Here is a 4,674-nt window from a genome sequence, read left to right as displayed (position 1 = left end):
TCAGCGACGATCTGATGGTCGCGACGCTGCGCGGACGGGCGCTTTGCCTATGTGACGAGCCCCGACGCCAAGGCGGTGACGGTGGTTGACGCAGCAGCGCGTCAGGTCGCCGGCCGCATCGATGTCGGCGGCGGGCCGCTCGGCATTGCCGTGGCGCCCGACAGCCGCACCGTCTATGTCGCGGACTGGTATGCGGCGGCGGTGCGGGTGATCGACACGGCAAGCCGCAGCGTCACCGCCAGCATCGCGGTCGGCGCCTCGCCGTCGGGACTTGCGGTGACGCCCGACGGCAAGCTGCTGCTCTCGGCCGACCGCGACGACGACAGCGTCTCGGTGGTGGACATTGCGACGCGCGAGCGCAGGGCGGTGATCAAGGTCGGCACGCGCCCGTTCGGCGTCACCATCGATGCCGAGGGCAAGCGCGCCTATACCGCCAACGTCGGTTCCGACGACGTCTCGGTGATCGACATCGCGGCGGGCCACGAGATCGGCCGCGTGCCGGTCGGGATGCGCCCCTATGCGGTGGCGCTGGCGCAGGGGCGCGGTTTCGTCACGGACCAATATGGCGGCACCGTCAGCGTGTTCGACCTCGCGACGTTCAAGCCGGTCAAGCGTATCAATGTCGGCGACTATCCCGAAGGCATTGCCGCGACCGCCGACGGCAAGCGCGTCATCGTCGCCTGCTGGGAGAGCAACACGCTGGACATCATCGACGCCGCCGAGCTGAAGAAGATCGGCGAGGTCAAGACCGGCGATGGCCCAAGGGCGTTCGGGGCGTTTTTGCGGAGGACGGAGTAGGGGATTGCCATCGAACCTGATGTTGCCCTGCGCCGACAGATGCTATCTGGGATAGATGGGGGCGCGGCATGCGCGCCGCGTGGAGACGCAGGCAATGAATAAATGGGTTGAGCTCGCGATGGCCTGGCTGCCGTTTGTGGTGTTGATCGGACTGTGGTTCTGGTTTTCAAAGCGGCAGGGCATGCAGGCGCGCGGCAAGTCGGGCGTGTCCTTGATCGATCTCTATGAACAGCAGGTCGCCGAGACCCGGCGGATGAACGGCTATCTGGAGCGGATCGCGCAGACGCTGGAAAAGCACGAGCCGCCGCGGGGCGGCGTGTAGGTTCGTAGGGTGGGTCAGCGAAGCGTAACCCACCTCTTTTGTCTCCGCGGATGCGAACAGTGGTGGATTACGCTTCGCTAATCCACCCTACGTTTCCGCGTAAAGTATCTGAAATGTCGCGCATATGTTCGAACGTGTGGTCGGGCTTATGCGCCCGCAGCGCCGCCGGCGCCGCATAACCCCAGCACACCGCGCCACAGGCGATCCCCACGACCCGCGCCGCCTCGATGTCGCGGACCTCGTCACCGATCGCGATGACCTTGCCCGGCTCAACGCTCGCACGTCGCATGACCCGGCGAAATTTCGCGGGCTTGCCGAAGATCGATGCCGAGCAGTCGAAATGCGAAAACAGCGCGGCGGCATCACCAAGCTTCGCCCGCGCATTGGCCTCGCTGTCGGATGTCACCAGCGCAAGCTGCACGCCGTTGCGGGCCAACGTCCGCAGCATCGCCTCGACGCCCGCAAACAGCGAAATCTCCGCCGCCGCCTCGCCCTTCAGCCGCCGCGCATGCCGCGCGATCGCCGGCAGCTTCCACAAGGGCACCTCGAGCCGGCGCAGGATCTCCCGCGTCGAAGCATGCCGCAGCGCCTCGACATCCTCATCCGCGACACGGCGAAAACCGAAGTGGTCGGCGATGTCGTTGATGGTGCGCAGGAACCACGGGAAGCTGTCGGCCAGCGTGCCGTCGAGATCGAAGATGGCGAGGGCGTAGGGCATGGAGAAGTCGTTACACCTGGGATTTCCAGATGGTCTCCTCGGTCCAGCCGAGATCGGCGAACTCGGTGGCCCGGAGAGGTGCCTCTCCCTCCGCGAAGAACTCGTCGAGCTGCGGTGGCGGGACGGCCGTTGCGGACAGCATGGCGTGCGCCTGTCCGCGATGATGAATCTGGTGCTGAAAGAGATGCATGAGCAGCCGGTCGCGGCGTTCGGTCTGCACGCGCGTATCGCGGTTGATCTTGACGATGTCATCGAGCCCCGCTGGCGTCAGCGCATCGCAGATGGCAATCAAGCGCTTGTCCATCGCGGCTTGCGCAGGCTTCAGCGCGGTGAGGGAAGGAAAGGGCACCTCGTTTTTCCAGGCCGCCGGTCCGAGCCATCCACCCTCCAGTGCATCGACGTAGAAGAGGTCGATGACATGGATGTGGTTCAGCGTGCGCTGCAGGCTCGGGAAGAAGCCGGTCCGCTCCGCTTCGAAATCGCCCTGGCTCAAAGCGGCGCAGGCCGTGAGCAGCCGGTGGTTTGCCCAGGCATTGTTGTAGGCGAAGGCGCGGTAGGTTTGCACAAGGCCAGCGGACAAGCTTGATCTCCCTTGGATCAACGCGTCGGCGGATTGGGTCCCCTAGACTACTCCGCCGCCTCGCTCGTGCTCCTTCGCTTCGGCTTACCTGCCTTCTTCAGCACCGGCGCCAAAAACTTCCCCGTATAGCTCCGCGGCGCCTTCGCGATATCCTCCGGCGGGCCCCAGGCGACAATCTCGCCGCCGCCGTCGCCGCCTTCGGGGCCGAGGTCGATGACCCAGTCGGCAGTCTTGATGACTTCGAGATTGTGCTCGATGACCACGACCGTGTTGCCCTGCGCGACCAGCTCGTGCAGCACTTCCAGCAGCTTCTTGACGTCGTGGAAGTGCAGGCCTGTGGTGGGCTCGTCCAGGATGTAAAGCGTGCGTCCGGTGGCGCGCTTGGACAGCTCCTTTGCCAGCTTGACGCGCTGGGCTTCGCCGCCGGACAGCGTGGTGGCCTGCTGGCCGACATGGATGTAGTCGAGGCCGACACGGTGCAGGGTCTGGAACGTCTCGCGCACGCGCGGCACCGCCTTGAAGAACTCAGCGGCTTCCTCGACGGTCATGTCGAGCACGTCGGCGATGGACTTGCCCTTGAACAGGACCTCCAGCGTCTCGCGGTTGTAGCGCTTGCCCTTGCAGACGTCGCAGGTGACGTAGACGTCGGGCAGGAAGTGCATCTCGATCTTGATGACGCCGTCGCCCTGGCAGGCCTCGCAGCGGCCGCCCTTGACGTTGAAGGAGAACCGGCCGGGCTCGTAGCCGCGCGCCTTCGCTTCCGGCAGGCCGGCGAACCATTCGCGGATCGGCGTGAAGGCGCCGGTATAGGTCGCCGGATTCGAGCGCGGGGTGCGGCCGATCGGTGACTGATCGATGTCGATGATCTTGTCGATGTGCTCGAGACCCTCGATGCGGTCGTGCGGGGCGGCGCCTTCGCTGGCATTGTTCAGCTTGCGCGCGATGGCCTTGTAGAGCGTGTCGATCAGCAGCGTCGACTTGCCGCCGCCGGAGACGCCGGTGACCGCGGTGAACAGGCCGAGCGGAATCTCGGCGGTGACGTTCTTGAGGTTATTGCCGCGCGCGTTCACCACCTTGATGGTGCGGCGATGGTTCGGCGGACGCCGTTCCGGCACCTCGACCTCGAGCTCGCCGGTGAGGTATTTGCCGGTCAGCGATTTCGGGTTGCGCATAATCTCGGCGGGCGTGCCTTCGGCGATGATGTTGCCACCATGCATGCCGGCGCCGGGGCCGATGTCGAGCACGTGGTCGGCGAGCAGGATGGCGTCCTCGTCATGCTCGACCACGATCACGGTGTTGCCGAGGTCGCGCAGGCGCTTCAGCGTGTCGAGCAGGCGCGCATTGTCGCGCTGGTGCAGGCCGATCGAGGGCTCGTCCAGCACGTAGAGCACGCCGGTCAGTCCCGAGCCGATCTGCGAGGCCAGGCGGATGCGCTGGCTCTCGCCGCCCGACAGCGTGCCGGAGGAGCGGGACAGCGTGAGGTAGTTGAGGCCGACGTCGAGCAGGAAGGTGAGGCGCTCGCGGATCTCCTTGAGGATGCGTCCGGCGATCTCGTTCTGCTGCGCGTTCAGCGCCTCAGGCACGGTCTCGAACCACGCGCCGGCGCCCTTCACGGACAGCTCGGAGATCTCGCCGATATGCTTGCCGCCGATCTTGACGCAAAGCGCTTCCGGCTTCAGCCGGAAACCGTTGCAGCCGCCGCAGGGCACATCGTGAAAATACTTCGCGAGTTCCTCGCGGGCCCACTCGCTCTCGGTTTCCCGATAGCGGCGGTTGATGTTGGTGATGACGCCCTCGAACGGCTTCTTGGTGTCGTAGGAGCGCACCCCGTCCTCGTAGGAGAACTTGATCTCGTCCTCGCCCGAGCCGTGGAGGATCGCGTCTTTCGTCTTCTTCGGCAGATCCTTCCACTTGGTGGTCAGCGTGAACTTGTAGTGCTTGCCGAGCGCCGTCAGCGTCTGTGTGTAGTAGGGCGACGACGATTTGGCCCAGGGCGCGATCGCACCCTTGCCGATGGCGAGCTCCTTGTCGGGGATGACGAGGTCTTCGTCGACATGCTGCTCGACGCCGAGGCCGCCGCAGGCGGGGCAGGCGCCGTAGGGATTGTTGAACGAGAACAGCCGCGGCTCGATCTCGGGGATGGTGAAGCCGGACACGGGGCAGGCGAACTTTTCCGAGAACAGGATGCGTTCGGGGCCGCTCTTGTCATGGATCTTTGCGGTTTTCTTTTTCTCTTCGGCAGGCGCAGCAGCAGCC

General features: G+C 65.3%; 4 protein-coding genes and 1 pseudogene. 2 read left to right on the top strand and 3 right to left on the bottom strand.

Translation table 11 applies throughout. From position 1 onward, the window contains the following. Positions 1-30: 30 nt before the first annotated feature. Both PMI42_RS10390 and PMI42_RS10385 read left to right on the top strand, forming a co-directional pair. A pseudogene (locus PMI42_RS10390) lies at positions 31-798 on the top strand (beta-propeller fold lactonase family protein); the annotation flags it as partial. A gap of 94 nt (positions 799-892) precedes the next feature. Then, positions 893-1,120, top strand: coding sequence for a hypothetical protein (locus tag PMI42_RS10385; RefSeq protein ID WP_008133348.1), 228 nt, complete (start codon positions 893-895; stop codon positions 1,118-1,120). Between the two features lie 67 nt (positions 1,121-1,187). Here the strand turns inward: PMI42_RS10385 and PMI42_RS10380 are convergent, their stop codons facing one another. The 3 genes from PMI42_RS10380 to uvrA form a co-directional block, all read right to left on the bottom strand. Further along, a complete protein-coding gene (locus PMI42_RS10380) occupies positions 1,188-1,838 on the bottom strand; it encodes an HAD family hydrolase (protein WP_008133347.1) in 651 nt (216 codons plus the stop codon). Between the two features lie 10 nt (positions 1,839-1,848). Beyond that, a complete protein-coding gene (locus PMI42_RS10375) occupies positions 1,849-2,418 on the bottom strand; it encodes a DinB family protein (RefSeq protein ID WP_008133345.1) in 570 nt (189 codons plus the stop codon). A 47-nt stretch (positions 2,419-2,465) separates the two neighbouring features. Continuing rightward, positions 2,466-4,674: excinuclease ABC subunit UvrA (gene uvrA, locus PMI42_RS10370; RefSeq protein ID WP_008133343.1), on the bottom strand; the 2,209-nt coding region annotated here is incomplete at its 5' end.

The organism is Bradyrhizobium sp. YR681, assembly GCF_000282615.1.
Taxonomy (GTDB): Bacteria; Pseudomonadota; Alphaproteobacteria; order Rhizobiales; family Xanthobacteraceae; genus Bradyrhizobium.
The sequence above is the reverse complement of the archived record's forward strand: the minus strand, read 5'-3'. Positions and strand labels throughout refer to the sequence as shown.